Source organism: Paracoccus sp. 228 (assembly GCF_000967825.1).
Lineage (GTDB): Bacteria > Pseudomonadota > Alphaproteobacteria > Rhodobacterales > Rhodobacteraceae > Paracoccus > Paracoccus marcusii.
This window is the reverse complement of the sequence record NZ_JYGY01000003.1, coordinates 17,775-43,516: the sequence shown is the minus strand read 5'-3', so window position 1 is coordinate 43,516 and position 25,742 is coordinate 17,775. Positions and strand designations below refer to the sequence as shown.

25 protein-coding genes are annotated in these 25,742 nt (G+C 68.9%); 13 read left to right on the top strand and 12 right to left on the bottom strand.

The annotated features are described in order from the left end of the window. Nucleotides 1–15 precede the first annotated feature (15 nt). The 4 genes from lspA to SY26_RS09880 form a co-directional block, all read right to left on the bottom strand. Complete coding sequence (gene lspA / locus SY26_RS09890) at nucleotides 16–711, bottom strand: signal peptidase II (protein ID WP_064503553.1); 696 nt, start codon at nucleotides 709–711, stop codon at nucleotides 16–18. Further along, nucleotides 711–2,297: a bifunctional phosphoribosylaminoimidazolecarboxamide formyltransferase/IMP cyclohydrolase gene (gene purH / locus SY26_RS09885; protein ID WP_046000397.1), complete on the bottom strand. Its 1,587-nt coding sequence runs from the start codon at nucleotides 2,295–2,297 to the stop codon at nucleotides 711–713. The genes lspA and purH overlap by 1 nt, the downstream gene beginning before the upstream one ends. Nucleotides 2,298–2,358: 61 nt before the next feature. Continuing rightward, nucleotides 2,359–2,535: a hypothetical protein gene (locus SY26_RS21100; RefSeq protein WP_157001474.1), complete on the bottom strand. Its 177-nt coding sequence runs from the start codon at nucleotides 2,533–2,535 to the stop codon at nucleotides 2,359–2,361. Between the two features lie 60 nt (nucleotides 2,536–2,595). Beyond that, on the bottom strand, nucleotides 2,596–3,846 hold the full coding sequence (locus SY26_RS09880; protein ID WP_046000396.1) for an RsmB/NOP family class I SAM-dependent RNA methyltransferase: 1,251 nt from the start codon (nucleotides 3,844–3,846) through the stop codon (nucleotides 2,596–2,598). Between the two features lie 93 nt (nucleotides 3,847–3,939). Here SY26_RS09880 and SY26_RS09875 point away from each other — a divergent pair, with 93 nt between their 5' ends. The 5 genes from SY26_RS09875 (at nucleotide 3,940) to SY26_RS09855 (ending at nucleotide 10,212) form a co-directional block, all read left to right on the top strand. Next, complete coding sequence (locus tag SY26_RS09875) at nucleotides 3,940–4,116, top strand: DUF1674 domain-containing protein (RefSeq protein WP_042251299.1); 177 nt, start codon at nucleotides 3,940–3,942, stop codon at nucleotides 4,114–4,116. Continuing rightward, nucleotides 4,117–5,445: an amidase gene (locus SY26_RS09870; RefSeq protein WP_046000395.1), complete on the top strand. Its 1,329-nt coding sequence runs from the start codon at nucleotides 4,117–4,119 to the stop codon at nucleotides 5,443–5,445. It abuts the gene before it with no gap. An 85-nt stretch (nucleotides 5,446–5,530) separates the two neighbouring features. Beyond that, nucleotides 5,531–6,730 (top strand): aminotransferase class I/II-fold pyridoxal phosphate-dependent enzyme, encoded by a 1,200-nt coding sequence (locus SY26_RS09865; RefSeq protein ID WP_046000394.1) that lies wholly within the window; start codon nucleotides 5,531–5,533, stop codon nucleotides 6,728–6,730. A gap of 4 nt (nucleotides 6,731–6,734) precedes the next feature. Further along, nucleotides 6,735–9,314 (top strand): DNA translocase FtsK, encoded by a 2,580-nt coding sequence (locus SY26_RS09860; protein ID WP_046000393.1) that lies wholly within the window; start codon nucleotides 6,735–6,737, stop codon nucleotides 9,312–9,314. Nucleotides 9,315–9,351: 37 nt separating this feature from the next. Further along, nucleotides 9,352–10,212: a DUF2268 domain-containing putative Zn-dependent protease gene (locus tag SY26_RS09855; RefSeq protein ID WP_052715223.1), complete on the top strand. Its 861-nt coding sequence runs from the start codon at nucleotides 9,352–9,354 to the stop codon at nucleotides 10,210–10,212. 25 nt (nucleotides 10,213–10,237) lie between these two features. Here SY26_RS09855 and SY26_RS09850 read toward each other — a convergent pair whose 3' ends face one another. From SY26_RS09850 to trxA, 4 genes are read right to left on the bottom strand one after another with little or no spacing between them, the layout of a single operon-like run. Beyond that, nucleotides 10,238–10,897 carry a rhomboid family intramembrane serine protease gene (locus tag SY26_RS09850; RefSeq protein ID WP_052715222.1) on the bottom strand — a complete coding sequence of 220 codons (660 nt, stop codon included), beginning with the start codon at nucleotides 10,895–10,897 and terminating at the stop codon, nucleotides 10,238–10,240. A gap of 24 nt (nucleotides 10,898–10,921) precedes the next feature. Further along, nucleotides 10,922–11,113, bottom strand: a complete 192-nt coding sequence (locus tag SY26_RS09845) for a Trm112 family protein (RefSeq protein ID WP_045983714.1) — start codon at nucleotides 11,111–11,113, stop codon at nucleotides 10,922–10,924. Further along, nucleotides 11,110–11,736 carry an LON peptidase substrate-binding domain-containing protein gene (locus SY26_RS09840; protein WP_045983713.1) on the bottom strand — a complete coding sequence of 209 codons (627 nt, stop codon included), beginning with the start codon at nucleotides 11,734–11,736 and terminating at the stop codon, nucleotides 11,110–11,112. The genes SY26_RS09845 and SY26_RS09840 overlap by 4 nt, the downstream gene beginning before the upstream one ends. 3 nt (nucleotides 11,737–11,739) lie before the next feature. Continuing rightward, nucleotides 11,740–12,645: a thioredoxin gene (gene trxA, locus SY26_RS09835; RefSeq protein WP_045983712.1), complete on the bottom strand. Its 906-nt coding sequence runs from the start codon at nucleotides 12,643–12,645 to the stop codon at nucleotides 11,740–11,742. A 136-nt stretch (nucleotides 12,646–12,781) separates the two neighbouring features. On the opposite strand from trxA, the gene nhaC reads away from it, so the two are divergent. After that, entirely contained in the window at nucleotides 12,782–14,278 is a 1,497-nt protein-coding gene (gene nhaC, locus SY26_RS09830) for a Na+/H+ antiporter NhaC (protein WP_046000816.1), read from the top strand. Here the strand turns inward: nhaC and SY26_RS09825 are convergent. Next, entirely contained in the window at nucleotides 14,275–15,060 is a 786-nt protein-coding gene (locus SY26_RS09825; protein ID WP_046000392.1) for an exodeoxyribonuclease III, read from the bottom strand. The genes nhaC and SY26_RS09825 overlap by 4 nt on opposite strands. A gap of 118 nt (nucleotides 15,061–15,178) precedes the next feature. On the opposite strand from SY26_RS09825, the gene SY26_RS09820 reads away from it, so the two are divergent. Both SY26_RS09820 and SY26_RS09815 read left to right on the top strand, forming a co-directional pair. Further along, nucleotides 15,179–16,495 carry an MFS transporter gene (locus SY26_RS09820; protein ID WP_046000391.1) on the top strand — a complete coding sequence of 439 codons (1,317 nt, stop codon included), beginning with the start codon at nucleotides 15,179–15,181 and terminating at the stop codon, nucleotides 16,493–16,495. A 57-nt stretch (nucleotides 16,496–16,552) separates the two neighbouring features. After that, nucleotides 16,553–17,524, top strand: coding sequence for a glutathione S-transferase family protein (locus SY26_RS09815; protein WP_046000390.1), 972 nt, complete (start codon nucleotides 16,553–16,555; stop codon nucleotides 17,522–17,524). A gap of 164 nt (nucleotides 17,525–17,688) precedes the next feature. On the opposite strand, the gene SY26_RS09810 is transcribed toward SY26_RS09815, so the two are convergent. Continuing rightward, a complete protein-coding gene (locus SY26_RS09810; protein ID WP_042249906.1) occupies nucleotides 17,689–18,375 on the bottom strand; it encodes a response regulator transcription factor in 687 nt (228 codons plus the stop codon). 135 nt (nucleotides 18,376–18,510) lie between these two features. On the opposite strand from SY26_RS09810, the gene ribA reads away from it, so the two are divergent. Together ribA and SY26_RS09800 are read left to right on the top strand one after the other, a co-directional pair. Beyond that, nucleotides 18,511–19,569 (top strand): GTP cyclohydrolase II, encoded by a 1,059-nt coding sequence (ribA, locus tag SY26_RS09805; protein ID WP_046000389.1) that lies wholly within the window; start codon nucleotides 18,511–18,513, stop codon nucleotides 19,567–19,569. 5 nt (nucleotides 19,570–19,574) lie between these two features. Then, nucleotides 19,575–20,051: a L,D-transpeptidase gene (locus tag SY26_RS09800; protein ID WP_046000815.1), complete on the top strand. Its 477-nt coding sequence runs from the start codon at nucleotides 19,575–19,577 to the stop codon at nucleotides 20,049–20,051. On the opposite strand, the gene SY26_RS09795 is transcribed toward SY26_RS09800, so the two are convergent. Both SY26_RS09795 and SY26_RS09790 read right to left on the bottom strand, forming a co-directional pair. Next, entirely contained in the window at nucleotides 20,039–20,698 is a 660-nt protein-coding gene (locus SY26_RS09795) for a YggS family pyridoxal phosphate-dependent enzyme (RefSeq protein ID WP_046000388.1), read from the bottom strand. The genes SY26_RS09800 and SY26_RS09795 overlap by 13 nt on opposite strands. Before the next feature lie 72 nt (nucleotides 20,699–20,770). Continuing rightward, nucleotides 20,771–21,793: a porin gene (locus SY26_RS09790; RefSeq protein WP_046000387.1), complete on the bottom strand. Its 1,023-nt coding sequence runs from the start codon at nucleotides 21,791–21,793 to the stop codon at nucleotides 20,771–20,773. Nucleotides 21,794–22,085: 292 nt separating this feature from the next. Here SY26_RS09790 and SY26_RS09785 point away from each other — a divergent pair, with 292 nt between their 5' ends. The 3 genes from SY26_RS09785 (at nucleotide 22,086) to lptE (ending at nucleotide 25,742) form a co-directional block, all read left to right on the top strand. Continuing rightward, nucleotides 22,086–22,562, top strand: a complete 477-nt coding sequence (locus SY26_RS09785; protein WP_045983147.1) for a DUF3576 domain-containing protein — start codon at nucleotides 22,086–22,088, stop codon at nucleotides 22,560–22,562. Between the two features lie 161 nt (nucleotides 22,563–22,723). Beyond that, entirely contained in the window at nucleotides 22,724–25,261 is a 2,538-nt protein-coding gene (gene leuS, locus SY26_RS09780) for a leucine--tRNA ligase (protein WP_046000386.1), read from the top strand. Next, nucleotides 25,248–25,742, top strand: a complete 495-nt coding sequence (gene lptE, locus SY26_RS09775) for an LPS assembly lipoprotein LptE (RefSeq protein ID WP_046000385.1) — start codon at nucleotides 25,248–25,250, stop codon at nucleotides 25,740–25,742. The genes leuS and lptE overlap by 14 nt, the downstream gene beginning before the upstream one ends.

Genomic DNA, 25,742 nt, shown 5'->3' with positions numbered 1-25,742 from the left:
GTCCGTTGCGCCGTTCTAGCCCGGTTTTCCGTCGCCGTCACGACCCTGTTGGTCGGCGGGCGCGAACAGGTCGGGCTGGCGCGGACCGGCGGGTGGCGGCGAAGGCACCTTGGGTGCCGGACGCGCAGGCGGCTTGGGCGCCGTGCGCTGTGTGCGGGGCTTTGCCGGGGCGGGGGTTTCGGTCGTCTTGGGCTGCGGCATCAGCACCAGCCCCAACGCGCCCGCAAAGATCGAGATGTCGGCCACGTTGAAGCTGTAGGGGTTCTGCCAGCCCGGCAGCGACATGTTCAGGAAATCGGCCACCGCACCATAAAGAACGCGGTCCACCACGTTGCCCAGCGCGCCGCCGATCAGCAGCCCGGCCGAGATGCGGGCGAACCGCCCCAGGCCCGCGCGCCAGACCCAGATCCACACCCAGGTGCAGATGACCAGCGCCACCCCGATCAGCACCCAGCGCATGATGTCCGTATCCGACGCCATCAGGCCAAAGTTCACGCCCTGGTTCCAGGCCATGCGCAGGTTCAGCCAGGGGGGGAACACGTCGATCGACCGCACGCGGTCCAGGTCCAGCATGTGGACGACGACGTATTTCAGCGCCTGGTCGGCCAGAAAGATCGCCAGCGCGACCCAGATCACCGGCCGCATGTCGCTGCGCGCGGGCTGGGGTGCCGGGCGCGCCTTGCGGGCGGCGGGTTTCGCAGGCGCGGCCATCAGTGGCGGAAGTGACGCTGGCCGGTCAGGACCATCGCCAGCCCAAGGCGGTTGGCCGCCGCGATCACCTCGTCGTCGCGCATCGAGCCGCCGGGCTGGATGACCGCGCGGGCGCCGGCCTCGGCCAGGGCCTCGATGCCGTCGGCAAAGGGGAAGAACGCATCGGATGCCACCGCCGCACCGTTGGTCAGCGGTTCCGACAGGCCCAGGACCTGGGCCATGTCCTCGGACTTGCGCCGCCCGATGCGGGTGCTGTCCACGCGGCTCATCTGGCCCGCGCCGATGCCGACGGTGGCCAGGTCCTTGGCATAGACGATGGCGTTGGATTTCACGTGCTTGGCGACGGTCCAGGCGAACATCAGATCGGCCAGCTCCTGTTCCGACGGCTGGCGGTCGGACACGATGCGCAGGTCGGCGCGGGCCACATGGCCGTTGTCCCGACCCTGGATCAGCATGCCGCCCGACACCTGCCGGAAGGTCAGCCCGCCCGCGCGCGGATCGGGCAGACCGCCCGTGGTCAGCAGGCGCAGGTTCTTCTTGGCGGCAAAGATGCGGCGCGCGTCGGCGTCGGCATCGGGGGCGATGACGACCTCGGTGAAGATCTTGACGATCTCTTCAGCCGTGGCCCCGTCCAGCGGCTGGTTCAGCGCGATGATGCCGCCGAAGGCGGAGGTGCGGTCGCAATCAAACGCCCGCTTGTAGGCCTCCAGCGCGGTCGCGCCCTGGGCCACGCCGCAGGGATTGGCGTGCTTGATGATCGCGCAGGCGGGGCCGTCCGCCGGGTCGAACTCGGACACCAGCTCGAAGGCGGCATCGGTGTCGTTGATGTTGTTGTAGGACAGCTCCTTGCCCTGATGCTGTTTGGCGGTGGCAACGCCGGGGCGCGCATCGCCCGTGACATAGAAGGCCGCCTGCTGATGCGGGTTCTCGCCATAGCGCAGGCCCTGCGCCAGCGTGCCGGCGAAGGCGCGGCGGCGGGGCGTCGCCTCTCCGATCGCATCCGCCATCCAGGTGCTGACGGCTGCGTCATAGGCGGCGGTGCGGGCATAAGCCGCCTGCGCCATCCGCTGCCGGAAGGGCAGGGTGGTCCCGCCGTTGGCGTCCAGTTCGGTCAGAACGGCGTCGTAATCCTGAACGTCCACGACAACGGTGACAAAGCCGTGGTTCTTGGCGGCGGCGCGGATCATCGCCGGGCCGCCGATGTCGATGTTCTCGATGCAGTCGTCATAGGCCGCGCCCTTGGCCACGGTCTCCTCGAACGGATAGAGGTTCACGACCAGCAGATCGATCGCGCCGATGCCATGCTCCTCCATCGCCGCCACGTGGTCCGCGTTGTCGCGCAGCGCCAACAGGCCACCATGCACCGCCGGGTGCAGCGTCTTGACGCGGCCGTCCATCATCTCCGGGAAACCCGTCACGTCTGCCACGTCGGTCACGGACAGGCCCGCGTCGCGCAGGGTCTTGGCGCTGCCGCCGGTGGACAGGATCTGGACGCCGCGCGCATCCAGGGCGCGGGCGAAATCGATCAGGCCGGTCTTGTCGGAAACGGAGAGAAGCGCGCGTCGGATGGCGACGGGGTCGGACATGGGGGCCTCGTGTCTCTGGGTGACGCCCAGTTACCGAAACCCCCGCCGAAGGTCCAGCGCCTCAGCGCTTGCGGGACGAGAACAGCTGCTGCGCCAGCTGCACCGCCGCCACGACCATCACGGCCGTGCCGATCCCCGAGGCAAGGCCGCCCGCACCCTTGGCCGCCGTGCTGGCGCCGCGCGTGCGCAGGACGGCCTGCGCCAGTTTCAGTCCCATCGCGACAGTGGTCAGCCTCATCTGCTCATCCTTTCATCCGCATTCGCGGAAGGAAGGCGCAAGGCGGCCCGACGGTTCCGTTCAGCCGGGCTTGCGCAGGCAGACCATGTAGAACCCGTCCATCCCGCCCCGGTCGGCCCAGTAATCCGGGCGCAGGCGCAGGCCGCCCTCCTCGGTGATCCAGGCTGGGTCGATGCCGGGCAGGTCGATCCGCGACAGGTCCGGGCGTTCCACGATCAGGCCGGGATGGCGGACCAGCACCTCGTCGATCTGGACCTCGCCCTCGTCGGGGATCAGCGAGCAGGTGGCATAGACCAGCCGCCCACCGGGCCGTAGCACCGACAGCGCGTGATCCAGAAGGGTCGTCTGCAGCTCGATCAGCTCGGCGATGCCGTGGCCGTCGCGGATGAAGGGCAGGTCGGGATGGCGGCGGATGGTGCCCGTGGCGCTGCAGGGCGCGTCCAGCAGGATCGCGTCGGGTGCCACGTCCGGGCGCCAGTCCAGCACGTCGGCCGCGACCAGATCGGCGGTCAGCCCGCAGCGGGCCAGGTTCTCGGTCACGCGGCGCAGGCGCTGTTCGCTGATGTCCACGGCGGTGACATGGGCACCGGCCGCCGCCAGCTGCAGCGTCTTGCCGCCGGGCGCCGCGCACAGGTCTGCGATGCGTTCGCCGGGCTGCGGGGCCAGCAGGCGCGCGGGCAGGGCCGCGGCGGCATCCTGGACCCACCACTGGCCCTCATCGAACCCCGGCAGGGCGGTCACCTGCGCCGGACCCTGCAGGCGCCACGACCCGGTGGGCAGCGCATCGGCGCCCGGCACCGGGTCCGCGCCGGGCTTCATCGTCAGGTCCAGGGGCGCGCCGCGCTGATGGGCGGCCTCGATGGCGGTCATCACCGCGTCGCCGTAAGCCTCGACCAGCGGGCCGCGCAGCCATTCGGGCAAAGGTTGCGGTGCCAGGTCGGCCCAGCCCTGATACGCCCCCGCCTTGCGCAGGACCGCGTTGACCATGCCCGCCGCCGCCTGGCCGCGCGCGCCCAGCGTGCGGGTCAGGTCGACCGCCGCACCCACGACGCCGTGGGCAGGGGCGCCCAGCTCCAGCATCTCGACCACGGCCAGGCGCAGCACGTCGGCGATCTGGGGGGCGGGCCTGCGGTTCACGAAGGCGTCGATCACCACGTCCGCGCGACCCTGATGGCGCAGCGTCTCGGCCGCCAGCCGGGCCGCCCGGGCCTGTTCGGCCACCGGCAGCGCGCGCAGGCTGCCGGACTGGTCCGACAGGGACCGCCCGTCGCGAACGCCCTGGATCAATCGCAATGCGCCCTTGCGCGCCATATCGCCGCCCGGCTTTGCCAAAACGCTTTCCTTTGCCTAAGTGATGTTCAACACTGTTCCGCGACCCCTTACGCCCATTCGGAGGATCTTTCCATGAGCGATGACACCCCCGCCCTGCCCGCCGCAGCACAGCGCGCCCTGGCCGAGGCCGAGGCCCGCAGGAAACAGCAGGCCGGGCAGATCCTGCCGGTCGAATACGGCGGGCGCGACGGGCCGGAGCCGGTCCGCTATGGCGACTGGGAAAAGGGCGGAATCGCGGTGGATTTCTGAATGGACTGGTTGCGGGCATCGGCCACCCAGCAGGGCCGCGCCATCATGGCGGGGGTCCTGGACCCCATCGACCAGACCGAGGCCTATCTGGCCGCCGCGAAGGATCACCCCGACTGCGCGCGCATCTATGCCCGCCTGACCGCCGCCCGTGCCCGGTCCGAGGCCGTGGCCGCCCATGACCGTGCCAAACAGGAACGCCGCCACAGCCTGCTGGACGGCGTGGCCATCAGCTGGAAGGACAACATCGACAGCGGCGGCACCGTGACCGAGGCCGGATCGCGCCTGCTGGAGGGGCGCGTGCCGCGCAAGGACGCCAACATCCTGGCGCGCGCGGCCCGTCGCGGCATGGTCTGCCTGGGCAAGACCCACATGACCGAACTGGCGTTTTCCGGGCTGGGGCTGAACCCGCGCACGGCGACGCCGCCCAATGCGCTGGACCCGGACCTGGCGCCGGGGGGCTCTTCCTCCGGGGCGGCGGTGTCGGTGGCGCTGGGGCTGGCGGCGGCGGCGGTTGGCACCGACACGGGCGGGTCTGTCCGCGTGCCCGCGGCCTGGAACGGGCTGGTGGGGTTCAAGCCCACGCATGGCGCGCTGCCCGAAAAGGGCGTCGTGCCCTTGGCGCGCAGGTTCGACATCGCGGGCCCCATCGCCCGCAGCGTCGAGGATTGCGCCCAGATCTTCGCCATCATGGCCGATCAGCGCGCCCCCGATCTGGAGGGGGCGGGCGTGCAGGGCCTGCGCCTGATGGTGCTGGAGGGGCTGCCCTTCGACGACGCCGAATCCGGACCGGTGACGGCGTTCCAGGACGCGATGGACCGGCTGGGCCGGGCGGGGGCGCAGATCGCCCATGTCTCGACCGACTGGTTGGACAAGGCCATGGCCCTGTCGCCGCAGCTGTTCGCCCCCGAGGCCTATGGCATCTGGCGCGCCCAGATCGAGGATGCGCCGGAACTGATGTGGCAGCCCATCCTGGAGCGGTTCCGCGGCGGGGCAGGGGTCAGCGCGCCCGACTATGTCGCGGCATGGGAAAGCCTGGCCCGCGTGCGCCGCAAGTGGATCAAGGAGGTCGTCGGCGGATACGACGCCGTGCTGCTGCCGACGGTGCCGATCCTGCCGCCCGCGACCCAACGGCTGATGACCGACGGGTCGGAATTCGTGCGCGCCAACCTGCTGACCCTGCGCAACACCCGGATCGCGAACCTGCTGGGCCTGCCCGCGATCACCCTGCCCACCGGGCACCCGGCCTGCGGGATCAGCCTGCTGGGCCATGCCGGTCAGGACCGGCATCTGCTGCGTGTGGCGGCGGGGGCCGAGGCCGCGCTCGCGTGACCGGGTCTTTGCTGGACGCAAGGCCCGGATCACGCTAATGTTTCCGCCAAGGAACGGGGCGCAGACCCCGAAAAGCGAGGCAGAGATGGCATTCCCCGAGCGGTTCTCGAACCTGCCGGACTACGCGTTCCCGCGTTTGCGGGCGCTGTTGTCGGATATCGAGCCGGGGTTGGCCCCCGGCGAATCCCCCATGATCCTGACCATCGGAGAGCCCCGCCACCCGATGCCCGGTTTCGTGGCGCAGGTGATGGCCGACAGCCTGCCCGAACTGGCGAAATACCCCCCGAACGAGGGCGCGCCCGAACTGCTGTCGGCGATCGGCGGCTGGCTGGACCGCCGCTATGGCCTGGAGGTCGCGCCCGACCGGCTGATGGTCCTGAACGGCACGCGCGAGGGACTGTTCAACGCGGCCCTGGCCCTGTGCCCCGAGACCAAGGCCGGCCAGCAGCCGATCGTGCTGGTGCCGAACCCGTTCTATCAGGTCTATGCGGTCGCCGCCGCCGCGGTGCAGGCGCAGGCGCTGTTCGTGCCGGCCACGCCCGCCACGGGCAACCTGCCCGATTACGCGGGGCTGGACCGGGCGCTGCTGGACCGGGTGGCGCTGGCCTATCTGTGTTCGCCCGCCAACCCGCAGGGGGCGGTTGCCGACCGCGAATACCTGGAAACGCTGGTGACCTTGGCCGAGAGGCACGATTTCCTGATCCTGGCCGACGAATGCTATTCCGAGATCTGGCGCGATGCGCCCCCGCCGGGTGCCCTGCAGGTCGCGACTGCGATGGGCCTGCCCGACCGGGTGGTGATGTTCAACTCGCTGTCCAAGCGGTCGAACCTGCCCGGCCTGCGGTCGGGCTTCGCCGCGGGCGGCCGCGCCCAGATCGCCCAGATGCGGCGGTTGCGCAACTATGCGGGCGCGCCCCTGCCGCTGCCGGTGCAGCGCGTCAGCGCCGCCGCCTGGTCGGACGAGGATCACGTGGCCGCCAGCCTGGCCCTGTACCAGCGGAAATACCGCATCGCGGATGAGATCCTGGGCGACATTCCTAGTTATCTGCCGCCGGAGGGCGGGTTCTTTCTGTGGCTGCCGGTGGCCGACGGTGAACAGGCCGCGCGGACGCTGTGGGCGCAGGCGGGCATCCAGGTGCTGCCCGGCGCCTATCTGTCGCGCGACGTGGACGGGATCAATCCCGGCGCGGGCTTCATCCGGGTGGCGCTGGTGGCCGATGCCGACCAGACGCGCGCCGCGCTGACCCGCCTGCGGGCGGTCCTATATGACGAAACGGGGGGCTGAGATCATGGCAAGCTGGCAGGCGAAACACCGCGACCCGCTGTTCGACCAGTCGACCCAAGCCGCCCTGGAACGACGCGGCAAGGAGGCCATCGGCGCGGGGCTGATCGTGCTGGGCATCCTGATCACGATGATGCTGGGCAGCTGGTCGCCCGACGATCCCAGCTTCGGGTCGGCCACCGACGCGCCGGCGCAGAACATGCTAGGCGGGATCGGGGCGATGATCGCCTCGGCGCTGATCATGATCGCGGGCATGGGGGCCTGGATGCTGGTCGTCGCGGCCTGGGTCTGGGGCCTGCGCATGATGCTGCACAAGGGCGAGGAGCGCCTGATGCGCGGCATCTTCACCCCGATCGCCGTGGCCCTGGTGTCGATCTATGCCAGCACGCTGATCCCCGGCCCCGAATGGCAGCAGAATTACGGCCTGGGCGGCCATTTCGGCGACATGGTGATGGGCGCGATGCTGAACCTGCTGCCGATGAAGGCGCAGCTGGGCATCCGCCTGGCGGCGTTGCTGGTCGCGGTGGCCGTGGTCGCGGCGGCGGCTTTCGTCCTGGGCTTCGACCGGACCGAGGTCGCGGCCCTGTGGCTGCGGTTCCGGCAGGGGCTGGCGACGGCGCTGCAGGGGACGGTTCTGGCGGGATCGGCCGCCGCCGGCGCGGCGCAGCGCCTGCGCCAACCGCGCGCCGAGGGCGCCGCCCCCCGCAAGGCCGCACCCGCTGCCCGCCGCCGTTCCGCCCCGCCGGCATTCGAGCTGGAATCCGAGATGCCCGAGCCCGAGCTGATCGAGCGCGATTCGGATTACGAGGGCGCCGCCCCGTCCGAGGCCGAGGTCCGCGGCCGCATCAGCGACGCCATCCGCACCAGCACCGCCAAGTCGTCGGTGCTGAAGGCGGTCGCGTCCCGGCTGGCCCGCGAGGGTGCGCCAGCGACCCCCGCCCCCGAGGAGCCGGTCGACCCGCGCCCCTTCGGCGCCGAGACGCCGCGCCAGATCATCGCCCCCGCCAAGCGCGCCGAACCCTCGCGCAGCGCGCGGGCCGAGGCCGAGCCCGCCCTGCGGTTCGACGACAGCGGCAGCCCCGCCTATGAGCGGCCCCCGCTGGCGCTGCTGTCGGCGCCATCGGACAGCGACGTGGTGCCCGTGTCCCACGAGGCGCTGATGGAGAACGCCCGCATGCTGGAGGCGGTGCTGGACGATTACGGCGTCAAGGGCCAGATCACCGAGGTCCGCCCCGGCCCGGTCGTGACGCTGTACGAGCTGGAACCCGCGCCGGGCCTGAAGGCTAGCCGCGTGATCGGCCTGTCCGACGACATCGCCCGGTCGATGTCGGCCCTGTCCGCGCGCGTCAGCACCGTTCCCGGCCGCACCGTGATCGGGATCGAACTGCCCAACGCCAAGCGCGAAAAGGTGCTGCTGCGCGAGATCTTCGCCTCGCGCGCCTTCGGCGACGGCACGCAGCCGCTGCCACTGGCGCTTGGCAAGGACATCGGCGGCGATCCCGTCGTGGCGAACCTGGCCAAGATGCCCCACCTGCTGATCGCGGGCACCACCGGGTCGGGCAAGTCGGTCGCGATCAACACCATGATCCTGTCGCTGCTCTACAAGCTGACTCCTGACGAATGCCGGCTGATCATGATCGACCCCAAGATGCTGGAACTGTCCGTCTATGACGGCATCCCGCACCTGCTGTCCCCGGTCGTCACCGACCCCAAGAAGGCCGTCGTGGCGCTGAAATGGGTCGTGGGCGAGATGGAGGACCGCTATCGCAAGATGTCCAAGATGGGCGTGCGCAACATCGAGGGCTATAACGGCCGCGTCACCGAGGCCCTGAAGAAGGGCGAGATGTTCAAGCGGACCGTCCAGACGGGCTTTGACGATGATACCGGCGACGCGATCTGGGAGACCGAGGAGTTCCAGCCCGAGACCTTTCCCTATATCGTCGTGGTCGTCGACGAGATGGCCGACCTGATGATGGTCGCCGGCAAGGAGATCGAGGCCTGCATCCAGCGCCTGGCGCAGATGGCCCGCGCCTCGGGGATCCACCTGATCATGGCGACGCAGCGTCCCTCGGTCGATGTCATCACCGGCACGATCAAGGCGAACTTCCCCACGCGGGTCAGCTTTCAGGTCACCTCGAAGATCGACAGCCGCACCATCCTGGGCGAGCAGGGGGCAGAGCAGCTGCTGGGCCAGGGCGACATGCTGTACATGGGCAACGGCGCGCGCGTCACCCGTATCCACGGTCCCTTCGTCAGCGACGAGGAGGTCGAGGAGATCGTGACCCACCTGAAATCCTTTGGGCCGCCCAGCTACAAGTCGGGCGTGGTCGAGGGCCCCGAGGACGACAAGGCCGACGACATCGACGCGGTGCTGGGCCTGGGCGGCGACGGATCGGACGATGCACTGTATGATCAGGCTGTGATGATCGTCGCCAAGGACCGCAAATGTTCCACCAGCTATATCCAGCGCAAGCTGGCCATCGGCTACAACAAGGCCGCGCGCCTGGTCGAGCAGATGGAGGAGCAGGGCGTTGTCAGCAGCGCCAACCATGTCGGCAAGCGCGAGGTGCTGGTCCCCGAGGTCTGATGACCGCGGTAGGGACCGGCCAGAACGGGATGTGGCCATGACGATCTGGCAGTTGCACATGCTGAACGCCCGCAGCGCCCTGACACCCGTCATGGCCGAGATCCGCGCCCATGCGCGCGAAATGGTGGCGATGGCCGAGGCGCATCTGGACCTGCCCCGGTTCGACCTTGTGGTGCGGGCGGGCGACGGGGTGATCCCCGAATGGGGTATCGCGGGCCACGCCCCGGCCCCCGGCATCATCGAGATCACGCTGGACCCCGACCGGGTCGAGCCTGAGCATTTCCGCCGCACCCTGATCCACGCACTGCATCGCCTGACGCGGTGGGATGGGCCGGGATACGGTCGGTCCCTAGGCGAGGCGCTGGTCAGCGAGGGGCTGGCGGGACATTTCGTCCAGCAGGTTCTGGGCGGGCCGCCCGACCCTTGGGATCAGACGCGGCCGGGGCTGGGCACGCTGAAGCAGGCCGCGGGACTGTGGGCACGCCGTGACTATGATCAAGGCGAGTGGTTCCTGGGGCGTGGGCGGATGCGCAAATGGACCGGCTATGGCATCGGGCACCGCCTGGTGGCCGAGCACCTGGCGCAGGTCGAGGGGCAGGATGCGGCATCGCTGGTCTGGCAGCCCGCGGACGAGTTCCGCGCGGCGCTGCGGCGCCTGATGGCCGCCGAGGGGATCGAGGACGCCTTCGATCCCGAAGATGTCATCCGCGACGATGCCGCCGCCGAGCCGGAAGCGGCCATCGAAGATGCGCCGGTCAGCGACGATCCGGGTGACGCTGACCCGGTGGAACAGCCTGCGACGGACAGCACCACCGCAGCGGTGGCGGATGACGAAAGCGCGCAGATTGCGTCCCGCGACGCCGGGGGGCAGGCCCCCCGGACCCCCCAGGACGGCTGAGGGCCGCACCGGCGTCGGCAGGGGGTCAGCGCCGCGGGATCAGGGCAAAGATCAGCCCCAGCACCAAGCCCGCCACGCCCCCGCCCAGATGCGCCTGCCAGGCGATCGACGGCATCAGCAGCGTCAGCGCCACGTTGAGCCCCAGGATCAGCGCCACGGCGCGCACCAGCGGGCTCATCGGGCGGTGACGGCGGCGCAGGGTGATCGCCGCATAGCCGACCAGCGCCCCCGCCAACCCGAAGACCGCGCCCGAGGCGCCGACCATCGGCCCGGCATCGGGCTCCATCCAGGCGAAGACCATGCCGGCGGCGATCTGGCTGAGCAGATAGGTCAGGGCCATGCGGGCCGATCCGATCATGCGCACCAGCTCTCGGCCGACGGCGGCCAGGGAGATCATGTTCATCGCCAGATGCAGCGGTCCGGAATGCAGCAGGCCGTAGGTCAGGAACATCGCGACCCCCTGACCGGGATAGAGCCCGACCCCGTCGCCCACCAGCGGCGCCCAGAAGCCGCCCAGCATCACCGAGGCCGTCCGCGCGCTGCCCAAGCCCAGCATGGGCGCGGCAAAGCAGAACGCCTCGATAACGCAGCAGGCGATGATGACGGTCCGCAGCCACAGGGGCAGGGCGGCAGGTTCGGGCCGGCGCGCGGCCGCCACCCGCGGGATCGCCACGGGGCGGTCCATGTCGGTCACGCCCCTGCGCGCGGGTCAGTCATCTGCGCGGATCTGGCGGGCCTCGTCGATCAGCATGATCGGGATGCCCGAACGGATCGGAAAGGCCAGCCCCGCCGTGCGGGACACCAGCTCCTGCGCCTGGGCGTCATAGCTGAGCGTGGCATGGGTCACCGGGCAGACCAGCGCCTCTAGCATGTGGCGGTCGAAAAGGGGGGCATCGGTCATTGCAGGCGTTCCTCGTTCTCTCCGCCGTGCAGGGCGAATTCGATAAGGCCGACCAGCAGCTCGCGGCGGTCGGCCAGGGTGGGCGATTCCAGCAGCGCCTGCTTGTCGCCGGGCGTGAAGGGCAGCATCATCGACAGCGAATTGATCAACAGCTCGTCCTCCGCCTCGGCGGCGGCGTCCCAGTCCGTCGACAGCTCCTGCGTCTGCATGTAGCGGTCCAGCAGCGAAAACAGCGCCTTGCGGTCCAGCGTCGGATCCTGCTCCGGGCCGGACAGGTCGCGCCCGAACGAGGACCAGTCGACGCGGCCCTGCAGGTAGGGGGCAAAGCCCTCCTCGACCTCCTGCAGGCGGAACCGCGAGATCGCGCCAAGCGAGATCATCATCCGCCCGTCGCCGGTTTCCGAGAACGCCACGACCCGGCCCGCGCAGCCGATGGCGGACAGGCCGTCGCCCTCGGGCTGGATCATCCCGATCAGGCGGTGATCGGTCTTCAGCGTGTCTTCCAGCAGCTGCAGATAACGCGGTTCGAACAGGTGCAGCGGCATGCGGGCCCGCGGCATCAGCACGGCCCCGGGCAGCGGGAACAGCGGGATGCGGTCGGGCAGGTCGAAACGCAGCGCCATCGGTCAGGCGAAGATCAGCGAGGACAGGCGGCGGCGGCCCTTCTGCCCGATGGGGTCGGTGGGCTTGAGGCTGTCGAAGATCGTGATCAGCTGCGCCTTGGCAGCGCCGTCGTTCCACTCGCGGTCGCGGCGGAAGCTGTCCAGAAGGATGTCGATGGCGGCCTCCAGCTGGCCGTCGGCATGCAGTGCCTGCGCGTATTCCAGCCGTGCCTGCTGATCGGCCGGATCGGCCTCGACGCGGGCGGCCAGATCGTCCAGCGGACCCGCGCTGGCGGCCTGCTGAGCCAAGGCCAGCTTGGCGCGCGCGGCCTCGACCGGGCCGGCATGGGCCAGGGGGCTTGGCACCTGCGTCAGGGTCGAGGCGGCGGCGGCATGGTCGCCCGCGGCCAGATGGGCGCGGATCAGCCCGCCCCAGGCCTCGGGGCTGTCGGGCAGCTCTCCGATGATGGCGGTGAAGGTCTCGATGGCATCGGCGGCCTCGTTGTCCTCGATCATCTGCTCGGCCGCGGCAAGGGCGTCGGCCAAGCCGCCGTCATCGCCCGACATCGCGGCCAGCTTGTCGACGAATTGCTTGACCTGACTGGCTGGCACCGCGCCCTGGAAGGCATCGACCGGCTGGCCCTGGAAGAAGGCATAGACGGTCGGGATCGACTGCACGCGCAGCTGGCCCGCGATGGTCTGGTTTTCGTCCACGTTGATCTTGGCCATGCGCACGCGGCCCTTGTGGCGGGCGACCTCGGCCTCCAGCGCGGGGCCAAGCGTCTTGCAGGGGCCGCACCAGGGCGCCCAGAAATCGACGATGACGGGCACTTGCATCGACGCCTCGACCACCTCGGCCATGAAGGTGGCCTCGGTCACGTCCTTGATGAAGTCGTCGGTCTTGGGCGCTTGGGCCCCCTCGAAAAGCATGGTCATCCTGGCCCCGCATGGTTCGGTTGGCGTGTTCCCCGCAATATGGGGCGCTTGGCGGCTGAACAAAAGGGCCGGTTTGCGCGTTGCGATCACGCAGGCCTCACGGCCGTGTGAAGACATGAGGGACATGACCATGACAGAGACCCCCCCGACCCGGCCGGGCCTGCCGCCTTTGTGGCTGGCCCTGCTGCCAATCGTGCTGACGCTGGGCCTGCTGGCGCTGCAGCTGTTCTATTACGGCGATTTCACCCCGCACATCCCGCTGATCCTGGGGCTGGCCATCACCGGCCTTCTGGGCGTCCTGCGCGGGCAGGGGTGGATGGACATCCGCGAGGGGGTGTTTCACGTCATCCACGTGTCCATGCCGTCGCTGTCGGTGCTGATCGTGGTGGGCATGATCATCGGGGTCTGGATCGCGTCGGGGACGGTGCCGACCCTGATCTATTACGGGCTGACGCTGCTGAACCCGCAGATCTTCCTGGTCGCGGCGATGGTGCTGTGCGCGGTCGTGTCGCTGTCCCTGGGCACCAGCTGGGGAACCGTGGGCACGGTGGGCGTGGCCCTGATGGGCATCGGCGCAGGCTTTGGCATTCCGGCCTACTGGACGGCGGGGGCGGTCGTGTCGGGGGCGTTCTTCGGCGACAAGATCTCTCCGCTGTCGGACACGACGAACCTGGCGCCGGCGGTGACGGGGGTGAACATCTTCGATCACATCCGCAACATGCTGCCCACGACCGTGCCCGCGATGCTGATCGCGCTGGTCATCTATTTCATCGCGGGGACCTGGCTGATCTCTCCGGCCGAGACCAGCATGCCGCGCATCGACGCGATCACCGACACGCTGGCCGCGCAGTTCACGCTGGGCTGGGTGCCGATGATCCCGGCGCTGGTTGTGATCGTTCTGGCCGTCACGCGCCGCCCGCCGCTGCCGTCGCTGTTCGCGGGGGTGCTGCTGGGCGGGATCATCGCGATCTTTCTGCAGGGCGCGGGGTTGCACGACGTCTTCACCTATGCACAGTCCGGTTACGCGATCGAGACGGGCGTGGCCGACATCGACAGCCTGCTGAACGCGGGCGGCATCCAGTCGATGATGTGGACCATCTCGCTGATGCTGATCGCGCTGGGATTCGGCGGCGCACTGGAGCGGACCGGCTGCCTGGAGGCGATCATCAACGCCATCATCAGCCGCGTCAAAAGCTTTACCGCCGTGCAAAGCAGCGCCATCGCGACCGCCTTCGCCACCAACGTTGTGGCGGGCGATCCCTATATCTCGATCGCGCTGCCGGGGCGGATGTATGCGCCGCTGTACCGCGGCATGGGCTACTCTACGCTGAACCTGTCCCGCGCGGTCGAGGAGGGGGGCACCCTGATGTCCCCGCTGATCCCGTGGAACGCGGGCGGGGCCTTCGTCATCACCGCCCTGTCGCTGGGCGTGATGGACGGCAATCTGACGAACCTGCTCTACATCCCGCTGGCCTTCGCCTGCTGGACGGCGCCGCTGATCGGCATCCTCTACGTGGTCACCGGCTGGTTCTCGCCCCAGGCGACCGATGCCGAACGCCGCGAGTGGGACCGCCAGAACGAGGACGTCCTAGACCTGGGCGATCACGCTCTGGCCGAGAACGCCTAGAGGTCGAAGCTGGCCATGACGGGGACGTGGTCGCTGGGCCCCTCCCAGCCGCGCAGGGGGCGCAGGATGCGGCTGCCATGGGCTGCGCCTGCAATGTCGGCGGTGGCCCAGATATGGTCCAGCCGCCGTCCCTTGTCGGCCGCGTCCCAATCCTTGGCCCGATAGCTCCACCAGCTGTAGAGCAGCCCCTGTGGGATGTCCTGCCGGGTGACGTCCACCCAGCCGCCCGCGTCCTGGGCGGCCAGCAGATGCTCGACCTCCACCGGGGTGTGGCTGACGATCTTCAGAAGCTGCTTGTGCGACCAGACGTCATCCTCGCGCGGCGCGATGTTCAGGTCGCCCACCAGGATCGACCGGGTGGGGCGGTCGGCGTGGAACACGTCGCGCATCTCCGACAGGAAATCCAGCTTCTGCCCGAACTTCAGGTTCTGGTCACGGTCGGGGATGTCGCCGCCCGCGGGGACGTACATGTTGTGGATCACCACCCCGTTCTCCAGCCGGGCGGCGACGTGGCGGGCATGGCCCAGCTGCGCATAGTCGCGGTCGCCCGCATCCACCAGCGGCAGGCGCGACAGGATCGCCACGCCGTTGTAACCCTTCTGCCCGCGCGCCACGATATGCGTGTATCCCAGGTCTGCGAACCGGGTCAGCGGGATCTTGTCCACCGGCGACTTGCATTCCTGCAGGCACAGCACGTCAGGCGCCTCCTCCTGCAGCAGGCGGGCGACCAGACCCTCGCGCAGGCGGACCGAGTTGATGTTCCAGGTGGCGATGGTGAACATGGGGCAGGCTCCTTTGGGCGCGGACCCTAGCGGCGCGACCCCGGCCTGTCGAGGCGCAGGCTTGCCATATGATCCCCGCGCGCTATGCAAGGGGCTGTTGGGACAAGGGGGGACGGCCATGAAACTGACCATCGACGAGGCGCTGACGCGCGGCGGCACGGGCCGGTTCCAGTGGCGCCTGCTGGGCATCTTCGGCCTGGTCTGGGCGGCGGACGCGATGCAGGTGATCGCGGTGGGTTTCGCCGCACCCTCGGTCGCCGCGACCTTTGGCCTGGAGCGGGTGACCGCGCTGCAGATCGGGACGGTGTTCTTCCTGGGCATGTTCGTCGGCGCCTTTGCCTTCGGCCGACTGGCCGACCGGATCGGGCGCAAATGGGTGCTGATCGGCACCGTCGCGATGGACGCGGTGTTCGGGCTGGCATCGGTGATGGCCGGCGATTTCACCTGGCTGCTGATCCTGCGGTTTCTGACCGGGGTCGCGGTGGGCGGCACGCTGCCCGTCGACTATGCGATGATGGCCGAATTCCTGCCGCCCAGGAACCGCGGCCGCTGGCTGGTCTGGCTGGAGGGGTTCTGGGCGGTGGGCACCATCGTCGTGGCCCTGACGGCCTGGGCCGCCGCCAGCATGGGGGCCGTCGCGCCGTGGCGCTGGATCTTCCTGGTCGCGGCGATGCCGGCGCTGATCGGGTTCTTCCTGCGGTTCTGGATTCCGGAATCGCCGATGTACCTGGTCCGCAAGGGCCGACAGGCCGAGGCGCGCGCCGTCATCGACCGCGTGCTGGCCGTGAACGGTGCCATGCCGCTGCCCGCCAACGCGCATCTGCGTCCCGCACCGGTGCCGTCGGGAGGTGCCGCGTCGATCATGGCGGCCCCGCTGCGGCGCGCGACCATCGGCGTGCTGGCGGTGTGGTTCCTGGTGTCGCTGTCCTATTACGGGGTCTTTGTCTGGGTGCCGGGACAGCTGGCGACCGAAGGCTTCGGCTTCGTGCGCGGATACGGCTTCCTGGTGATCCTGGCACTGGCGCAGGTGCCCGGATACGCGCTGGCGGCCTGGGGGGTCGAGGCGGTGGGCCGTCGCCCCACGCTGGCGGCCTTCCTGGTCCTGTCGGCCCTGGGCTGCGGCCTGTTCGCCCTGGCCAGCAGCCCCGCCCTGGTCGCAACGGCCCTGATCGTGATGAGCTTTGCGCTGCTGGGCACCTGGGGCGCGCTCTATGCGTTCACGCCGGAGCTTTATCCCACGCATCTGCGCGGCACGGGCATGGGCACGGCCAGCGCGGTCGCCCGCCTGGGCGGCATCCTGGCGCCCAGCCTTCTGGCCGTCGTCTTTGCGCGCGGCTTTGGCCTGGCCATCGGCAGTTTCGCCGTGCTGCTGCTGATGGCGGCGGCGGCCCTGCTGCTGATCCGCATCGAGACCCGCGACCGCGCCATCGGGTGACGGGGAACAAGGCGGCCCCCCGCCCGTTGCCCCGTCACATCACCGAAAGGAGTTCACATGGGCCAGCTGGTCGACGGCGTCTGGAAGGACGAATGGTATGACACCGACAGCACCGGGGGAGAGTTCAAGCGCGACACGGCCAAGTTCCGCAACTGGGTGACCTCGGACGGTCAGGCGGGGCCGACGGGCGACGGCGGGTTCGCGGCCGAATCGGGACGCTATCACCTCTATGTCAGCCATGCCTGTCCCTGGGCGCATCGCACGATGATCTTCCGCGCGCTGAAGGGGCTGGAGGATCACATCGACATCTCGGTCGTCCACCCCGAGATGCTGAGCGAGGGCTGGGAATTCCGCACCGATTTCGACGGTGCCACGGGCGACCGTCAGTTCGGCCTGGACTATCTGCGCCAGGTCTATCTGAAGGACACGCCCGACATGTCGGGACGCGTCACCGTCCCCGTCCTGTGGGACCGCCAGAACGGCCGGATCGTGTCGAACGAAAGCGCCGACATCATCCGCATGTTCAACAGCGCCTTTGACGGCGTGACCGGCAACACGGACGATTACTGGCCCCAACCCCTGCGCGCGCGCATCAAGGCGATCAACGACCGCGTTTATGACACCGTCAACAACGGCGTCTACAAGGCGGGCTTCGCCACCACCCAGGAGGCCTATGACAAGGCGGTCCATCCGCTGTTCGACAGCCTGGACGGGATCGAGGGGCTGCTGGCCGAACACCGCTATCTGACCGGCGACCGCATCACCGAGGCCGACTGGCGGCTGTTCACCACCATCGTCCGGTTCGATGCCGTCTATCACACGCATTTCAAGTGCAACCGCCGCCGCATCGTCGACTATCCGAACCTGTGGGGCTGGGCACGCGAGCTGTACCAGTGGCCGGGCGTCGCCCGGACGATCCATCCGGATCATTTCATGCGGCACTATTACTACAGCCACGACATGATCAATCCACACCGCATCGTGCCCATCGGTCCGGACGCGGACTGGACCGCGCCGCACGGACGCTGACCGGACGGCCGCCCAAAAAAGAAGCCCCGGCGCAGGGAACGCCGGGGCAGAACAGAGAGGGAGGGGTGTGGCCGCATCCGCCGACCACTGGGCTTCGGGGACAGAACGTCACATCAGGGCTTGGGTTCCCGGCAAAGTTGTCTGCGCAGAAACCCGCCGATGCCTCAGGCGACCAGGCGATAGCCGCCCGATTCCGTGACCAGAAGGCGCGCGTTCGACGGATCCGGCTCGATCTTCTGGCGCAGGCGATAGATGTGCGTCTCCAGCGTGTGCGTGGTCACGCCCGCGTTGTATCCCCAGACCTCGTGCAGCAGCACGTCGCGGGCCACCACCCCGTCCTGTGCGCGGTACAGGAACTTGAGGATATTGGTCTCCTTCTCGGTCAGGCGGATCTTGCGGTCCTTGGTGTCGATCAGCATCTTCATCGACGGCTTGAACGTGTACGGCCCAAGCTGGAAGATCGCGTCTTCGGACTGTTCGTGCGTGCGCAGCTGGGCGCGCAGGCGGGCCAGCAGGACCGGGAACTTGAACGGCTTGGTGACATAGTCGTTGGCGCCCGCATCCAAGCCCAGGATCGTGTCGGCATCGGTGTCATGCCCGGTCAGCATCACGATGGGGCATTTGACGTTCAGCTTGCGCAGCTTCTTGCACAGCTCGCGCCCGTCGGTGTCGGGCAGGCCGACATCCAGGACCACCAGGTCAAAGATCGCGTTCTTGGTGGCTTCGACCGCCTCGGCGCCGCTGCCGGCCTCGGTCACGTCGAAATCGTCGGTCGCGACCAGCTGTTCGGCCAGGGCCTCGCGCAGGTCTTCCTCGTCATCGACAAGCAGGATCTTCTTCAGTCCGGCCATGGTTGCCTCCTTTGCGTCATTGCGCAATGAGTTGGGCGTCGCGGCCCGGACCGTCCAGCACCATGTGCGAATCCTCACATGGAGTTGTCGGATCGGTGCGTTATGTTTCAGACTGTTTCAAGAATGCGTGGCCCCATGAGCCTGATCCCGACCCTGCCCGAGACCATCGCCCGCGCCCGTGCCGACCTGCGCATGGGCCTGCCGGTGGCCTTGGGCGACCATCTGGCGGCCGCGGTCGAGACACTGTCGCCCGCGCGTCTGGCCGATCTGCGCGCGCTTGGCCCCGCCGTCCTGGCCCTGACCGGACGGCGGGCCGAAACGCTCAAGGCGCGCGCCTATGACGGCGATCTGGCGCGGGTTGCGCTGCCCATGGGGGCCGATCTGGCGGGGCTGCGGGCGTTGGCCGATCCCGCAGGTGACCTGATGACCCCGATGAAGGGGCCGCTGACCACCCTGCGCGACGGCGATGCGGGACCCCATCGCGCGGCGCTGGCGCTGGCGAAATCGGCGCAGCTGCTGCCCGCGATGTTGCTTGTCGCGGCCCCCGCGCCGCCGGGCCTGACGCGCCTGCCCGCGGGTCCGGTTCTGGCGCAGCTTGCGGCCGAGGCCGCGATGGCCCCGGTCGCGGCGGCGCGCCTGCCGCTGTTGTCGGCGGAGCGGTCGCGGCTGCACATCTTCCGTCCCGATGACGGTGGAGAGGAGCATTACGCGATCGAGATCGGCGACCCGCCCCGCGACGCGCCCGTCCTGGCGCGGCTTCATTCGGCCTGCTTCACGGGCGACGTGCTGGGCAGCCTGAAATGCGATTGCGGGCCGCAGCTGAACGCCGCGCTGGCCGCGATGGGGCAGGCGGGGGCGGGGGTGCTGCTGTACCTGAACCAGGAGGGGCGGGGCATCGGGCTGGCCAACAAGATGCGCGCCTATGACCTTCAGAACCAGGGCTTTGACACCGTCGAGGCGAACCACCGCCTGGGATTCGAGGATGACGAGCGCGACTTCCGCATCGGCGCGGCGCTGCTGCGACGGCTGGGTTTCGGCGCCGTGCGCCTGATGACCAACAACCCGCGCAAGGTGGCGATGATGCAGGCCCATGGCATCGCGGTCCCCGAACGGGTGGCGCTGATCGTGCCGCGCAACCGTCACAACACCGGCTATCTGGATGTGAAGGCCGAAAAATCGGGGCATCTGCTGTGACCGGCATGGTGCTGACCCCGCAGGGGCTGCGTTTTCTGGGCCGCGTCATTCCCTGCAGCATCGGCCGCGCCGGGATCACCCCCGCCAAGCGCGAGGGCGATCACGCCACCCCGTCGGGCCGCCATCGCATCACCGGGTTGTGGTACCGCCCGGACCGCCTGGCCCGCCCGGCGCCTTGGGCGCGGGTGATCGGGCCGGGCGATCTGTGGTGCGACGATCCGGGCCATGCGGCCTATAACCGGCACGCCCGCGCGCCGCTTGCGGCCAGCCACGAACGGCTGCGCCGCGCCGACCCGCTGTACGATGTGATCCTGACGACGGACTGGAACGCGGATGTGGTTCCGGGGCGGGGATCGGCGATCTTCTTGCACCAGTGGCGCCGCCCCGGTTTCGGGACCGAAGGCTGCATCGCCTTTGCCCGCCGCGACCTGATGTGGATCGCGCGTCACGCGCCCCCGGGCACGTCGCTTTACGTGCCCTGAGCGTTCCGCGCCCCGAAGATCGCCGAACCCACGCGGACATGGGTCGCGCCATGGGCGATGGCGGTCTCGAAATCGGCGCTCATGCCCATCGACAGGCCGGGCAGGCCGTGGTCGCGCGCCAAGTCGCGCAGCAGGGTGAAATGCGGTGCCGGATCCTCGCCGTCGGGCGGGATGCACATCAGGCCCTCAGGCGACAGCGACAGCTCGGCGCACAACGCCAGGAAGCCGGGCAGCTCATCCGCCAGGATGCCGGCCTTCTGCGGCTCGTCCCCGGTATTGACCTGTACGAACAGCTGCGGATGGCGGCCCTGTTCGGCCATCTGCGCGGCCAGCTTGCGGGCCAGCGTCACGCGGTCCAGCGTGTGGATCGCGTCGAACAGCTGCACGGCGGCCCGCGCCTTGTTCGATTGCAGCGGCCCGATCATGTGGACCGACACGCCCGGATGCGCCGCGGTCCAGGCCGGCCACTTGGCCTGCGCCTCCTGAACGTAGTTCTCTCCGAAGACGGTGTGGCCCGCGGCCAGAACGCCCGCGACCCGTTCGGAAGGTTGCAGTTTGCTGACCGCGATCAGCGTGACGCTGCCCGGGGCGCGCCCTGCGGCGGATTCGGCCGCGCGGATGCGGCGGGTGATGTCGTCCAGTCCCATGATCCCACCTGACAAAAAGAAAAGAGCGGGCGCAAGGCCCGCTCTTTCCATGTGACGTCTGACCGCGAAGGATCAGAAGTTGAACTGCACGCCCATGTCGGCGGTGATGTTCTCGTCGTAGCCGCGCTGAACCGAACCGGCCAGCATCGCGCCGCCCAGGTCGTACGCACCGCCGATACCGAACGCGTTGTCGCTTTCGTTGGAATCTGCGCTGTTGTTGGCGACGTAGCCGTTGATGGTGGTCAGCGGAGCAACCTCGTAGCTGCCGTACAGCGTGATGGTCTTGCCCAGGTCCGAGTCGTCGCCCAGCACTTCACCGTTGTCGATGTACAGCAGGCCGATGTCGGTCTTGTCGTTGAACGCGTATTCTGCGCCCACGAAGTACTGGTCGTTGTCGTCGATGCCTGCGCCGTTCTTCACGTAGGCTGCCGACAGCGTCACCGAGTCATTCCAGACGTAGTCGGCCGAGACGCTGTATTCCTTCTCGGACGTGTCGGTCGGCAGGTCGTACACCTGGTCGGGGTCGATGACCGACGCGCGCAGGTTCACACCGGCAACGGCGTACTTGACCATGACGCCCATGTAGTCGCTGCGGCGATCGATCGCACCGTCGACCACGTTGGCGAGCGTGGGGTAGCCGTCGGTGTTGTAGGCGAAGAAGTCGCCGCGCGAGTTGCCGAACGAGCGCGAGTAGACGCCGATTTCCGAGTTGTACAGCAGGGCGGCCGAGTCGTAGGCGGTGTTCGAGTTACCGATTTCGACGGTCAGGCCGCTGGCGGTCACGTAGACATAGCCGGGTGCGACGGTGGTTTCGTCATCGCCCTGATCCCACTGGATGCGGATCCGGCCACCGAAGTCGACGCCCTGGTCGGTCGAGGTCGTCGCGTCGATGTTCATGCGCAGGCGCGACTGGACGATCGCGTCGCTGGCATCGACCAGGCCACCCGGAGCATCGCCATTGGTGTCGATCGGACCGCGCACGCCGCCTTCTTGGTACAGCACGCCGGTACGGCCATAACCCGAGATCGTGACGTCTGCAGCGGCGATACCCGCGGTCAGGACCAGCGCGGTCGAGGCGATAAGTGCCTTCTTCATGGTGTGTTCCCTCTTGTCTCTCTGTTGCCCAAGCCAGCTGTCCCGCCCTGGGTATGCAATTTGTTTCACTCTTTCGCGATTGTGATGCAACGGAATCACGCGTCTGCTGTTTTCTTTGCCCATTTCCGTGATGCACTTGGGCCACACCTGCCCCGACCGCCCTGTCCGGACAGGCCCCGCGTCGGCCGTGCAGACGGGGTCCGCGCCTCAAGTCGCTTGTTTCGCGGCGCCGATCCGGGCTAATGCTGACCCCAAGAGATTGTACCATTGAACTGACCTCCGGGGGACTGGGATGACCTATGCACGCGCCACGCGCCTGATGATCGTCACGACGCTGTGCGCGGGCCTGGCGGCCTGCGGCAACGGCACGACGGAAAACGCGGGCCCCACTCCCGACCGCGACATGCGCCCGTCCGAGCGGGGCACCCTGATCCAGGACCTGTTCATCCGGTCGGGCAACCCGGACCAGATGGTCGGGGTGAACAAGTACCTGTGGAACGCCAGCCTGGACGTGCTGAACTTTCTGCCGGTGCAGACGGTCGATCCGTTCACCGGCGTGATCCAGACCGGCTACGGCACGCCTCCGGGCGGGGGGCGGTCCTATCGTGCGACGATCCAGATCAGCGACCCGGCCCTGGATGCGCGCAGCCTGCGTCTGGCGCTGCAGGGGCCGGGCGGCGCCGCGGTCGAGGCGGGCACCGTCCGCGCGGTCGAGGATGCCATCCTGACCCGCGCCCGCCAGCTGCGCATCCAGGACGGCCGCCTGTAAGGGCGCGTCCGCGCATCGGGGACCCCGATCGCGGGGCATCCGGCGGTGTTTCGCGATGTCCGCGGACGGTCGCATTCGACGGGGTCCGGTCGGCCGCATCTGGACCCGCACAGGCGGGGCGTATAGACCCTGCGGGCAACGAATGATGCCCGAGGTTCCCCATGCCCTATGATCCCGCGACAAGCGAAGCCCGTTGGCAGACGGCCTGGGCCGATGCCGACGCCTTTGCCGCCATCCGCGACGAGCGCCCGAAATACTATGTGCTGGAGATGTTCCCCTATCCGTCGGGGCGCATCCACATGGGCCATGTGCGCAACTATGCGATGGGCGACGTGGTCGCGCGGTTCAAGCGGGCGCAGGGGTTCAGCGTGCTGCACCCGATGGGCTGGGACGCCTTCGGCATGCCTGCGGAGAACGCCGCGATGGAGCAGGGCGGTCATCCCCGCGACTGGACCTATGCCAACATCGCGACCATGCGCGAGCAGCTGAAGCCCCTGGGCCTGTCCATCGATTGGAGCCGGGAATTCGCGACCTGCGACGACGCCTATGTGGCGCAGCAGCAGGCGCTGTTCCTGGACATGCTGGACGCCGGCCTGATCACGCGCAAGTCGGCGCAGGTGAACTGGGACCCGGTCGACATGACCGTGCTGGCCAATGAACAGGTGATCGACGGCAAGGGCTGGCGGTCGGGCGCCACGGTGGAACGGCGCGAGCTGACGCAGTGGTTCTTCAGGATCAGCGATTACAGCGACGAGTTGCTGGAGGCGCTGGACGGGCTGACGGGCTGGCCCGAGAAGGTGCGCCTGATGCAGGCCAACTGGATCGGCCGGTCGCGCGGGCTGCAGTTCACGTTCCGCACGGTCGATGCGCCGGCGGGCCATGAGGCGATCGAGGTCTATACGACCCGTCCCGACACGCTGATGGGCGCCAGCTTCGTCGCGCTGTCGCCGGATCATCCGCTGGTCAAGGAGCTGGCGGCCAGCCGCCCCGAGATCGAGGCCTTCCGCGAGGAATGCAAGCGCATCGGCACGACCGAGGAAGCCATCGAGACCGCGCCCAAGCTGGGCTTCGACACCGGTCTGACCGTCGCGCATCCGCTTGACCCCGACTGGCGCCTGCCGATCTGGATCGCGAATTTCGTGTTGATGGATTACGGCACCGGCGCGATCTTCGGCAGCCCGGCGCATGACGAGCGTGACCATGAATTCGCGCGCAAGTACGGCCTGCCCATCCGCGCGACCTTTGGTCAGCCCGGCATGACGCAGGACCAGGCAGACGCACTGGTGGCGGATGCGCCCTTCGTGCCTGCCAAGACCGAACCCGTGACCTATGTCCGCGGCTTCAGCGGCGCGGCCGATCAGACCGGAGAGGCCGCCGTCGACGCCGCCATCGCCCATGCGGAAAGCGCGGGATACGGCGAGGGCGTGACCAAGTTCCGCCTGCGCGACTGGGGCATCTCGCGCCAGCGCTATTGGGGCTGCCCGATCCCGGTCCTGCATTGCGACAGCTGCGGGACCGTGCCCGAGGCGAAAACGAACCTGCCCGTGCTGCTGCCGCAGGACGTAAGTTTCGACGTGCCGGGCAACCCGCTGGACCGCCACCCGACCTGGCGTCAGGCGACCTGCCCCAAATGCGGAGGCGCGGCGCGGCGCGAGACCGACACGATGGACACGTTCGTCGATTCGTCGTGGTATTACGCGCGCTTCACCTCGCCGGGGGCGGCGACGCCGACCGACCGGGCGGATGCGGAATACTGGATGAACGTCGACCAGTATATCGGCGGCGTCGAACACGCGATCCTGCACCTGCTCTATTCGCGCTTCTTCGCCCGCGCGATGGTCAGGACGGGCCACCTGCCCGAGACGGCACGAGAGCCGTTCGACGCGCTGTTCACGCAAGGCATGGTCACGCACGAGATCTATCGCACCACCGACGACCGGGGGCGCCCGGTCTATCACCTGCCCGAGGACGTGACCGACGGGCGCCTGGCCGACGGCACCGCGGTCGAGGTGATCCCGTCCGCGAAGATGTCGAAATCCAAGAAGAACGTCGTCGATCCGGTCAGCATCGTCGAAAGTTTCGGCGCCGATACCGCACGCTGGTTCATGCTGTCGGACAGCCCGCCCGAGCGCGACGTCGAATGGACCGCCGCCGGAGCGGAGGCCGCGTTCAAGTTCCTGTCCCGCGTCTGGCGCCTGGCCGACGAGGTTCCCGAAGGGGGCGACGACGCCGACCTGACGCGCACGGCGCACCGCGCCATCGCCGATGTCACCAAGGCGATCGAGGGCTTTGCCTTCAACAAGGCAGTCGCGAAACTCTATGAACTGGCCAACGCGGTCGCGAAATCGCAGGCCGGGGGCGAGGCGCGCCGTGCGGCCCTGCGGATCATGGCCCAGCTGATGGCGCCGATGGTGCCGCACCTGGCCGAAGAGGTCTGGTCGAAATCGGGCGGGCAGGGCATGGTCGTCGATGCGGGCTGGCCAAAGGCGGACCCGGCCCTGCTGGAGGACGACAGCGTGACCCTTCCGATCCAGATCAACGGCAAGCGCCGGGCCGAGATCACCGTTCCCAAGACCATGCCCAAGTCCGAAATCGAGGCGCTGGTGCTGGCCGACGACACCGTGCTGCGGTTCCTGGACGGTGCGGCGGTCAAGAAGCTGATCGTGGTGCCGGGGCGGATCGTCAATGTGGTCGCCTGATCGCCGCGCGGTCCTGCTGGGGCTGCTGGCCGTCTCGGGGCTGGCGGCCTGCGGGCTGTCGCCGGTCTATGGGCCGGGCGGCGGGGGCGGCAAGCTGTTTGGCAAGGTCCGCCCGCGCGACCCGGATACGCCCCTGGACTTCGTCTTCAACCGGCGCCTGGCCGAACGGTTGGGCCCCGAGGACGTGGCCATCTATGACCTGGATTACCGCATCAGCGCGGGCGTCGTCGCGCAGGCCATCACGCCCGATGAGGTCACGACCCGCTATTCGCTGAACGGCACCGCCGATTTCGCGCTGACCGGGCCGGGGGGCGCGATGATCACCCAGGGACGCGTCAGCAGCTTCACGTCCTATTCTACCACCGGGACCACGATCTCGACCCTGGCGGCCGAGGGCGACGCGCGCGAGCGGCTGGCGCTGATGCTGGCCGATCAGGTGGTCACGCGCCTGCTGGCGGCCGCATCCGGCCTGCCGGACTGA